Source organism: Dietzia natronolimnaea (genome assembly GCF_002289575.1).
Lineage (GTDB): Bacteria > Actinomycetota > Actinomycetes > Mycobacteriales > Mycobacteriaceae > Dietzia > Dietzia natronolimnaea_A.
Genome location: NZ_NTGA01000113.1, coordinates 1 through 645 on the forward strand (window position 1 = coordinate 1; position 645 = coordinate 645).

General features: G+C 64.5%; 1 protein-coding gene and 1 pseudogene. One reads left to right on the plus strand and one right to left on the minus strand.

Features of this window, described 5'->3' with window-relative positions; all coding sequences use genetic code 11:
- Positions 1-279, minus strand: a pseudogene (locus CEY15_RS17895) (hypothetical protein); the annotation flags it as partial.
- A gap of 72 nt (positions 280-351) precedes the next feature.
- Between CEY15_RS17895 and CEY15_RS17900 the strand changes: the two are divergent.
- A partial coding sequence (locus CEY15_RS17900; RefSeq protein ID WP_141244345.1) for a transposase occupies positions 352-645 on the plus strand: 294 nt, incomplete at its 3' end.

Sequence of the window (645 nt, forward strand, 5' to 3'; positions counted from 1 at the left end):
GATCAACTCACACAGACCATCTGACACGCCCATCCGGGCGGTGACAGAGAACCCCACCTGGTGGCGCAGGGCGGTGCCCACGAACGCCCACCCGTAGTAGGCCGAGTCCGCCCGGCACAAAATCTGGCCACGAACCCCCGCGGCCCGGGCGGTGTTGACCGACTGCGCCAGCAGCCGGCCCGCCCCCGCCGCGGAGGCCGAGTTGCCCTTACGCAGTCGCGCCCGGGCGATCACCGGCGCACTCTGCGAGGTGCTCAGTGCGGCAACTTGGATGTTCAGACTGGCCTGCTGCGGTGATCTCGGACGGTGGACCCTCTTAAAGTGAGGGGCCTACCGAAATGAGATCCAGCAGTGAGTGCATCACGCAGGCGGTTCAGCCAGGAGTTCAAGGATGAGCTGTGCCAGGAGGTCATCACGACCTCGAAGACGATCAAGGACGTCGCGGTGGCCTACGGCGTGGGCCCCGAGACGTTGCGGAACTGGTTGAACAAGTACCGGCAGGCCCACGGCGGTACCGAGACCGAGGTGACGCTCGATGAACGGGCACGACTCAAGGAGCTGGAGCGGGAGAACTCCGAACTCCGCGCCGAAACGGCGTTCCTGAAAAAAGCAGCCTTGGATTCAAATCGTCAATGCAACAGGGCG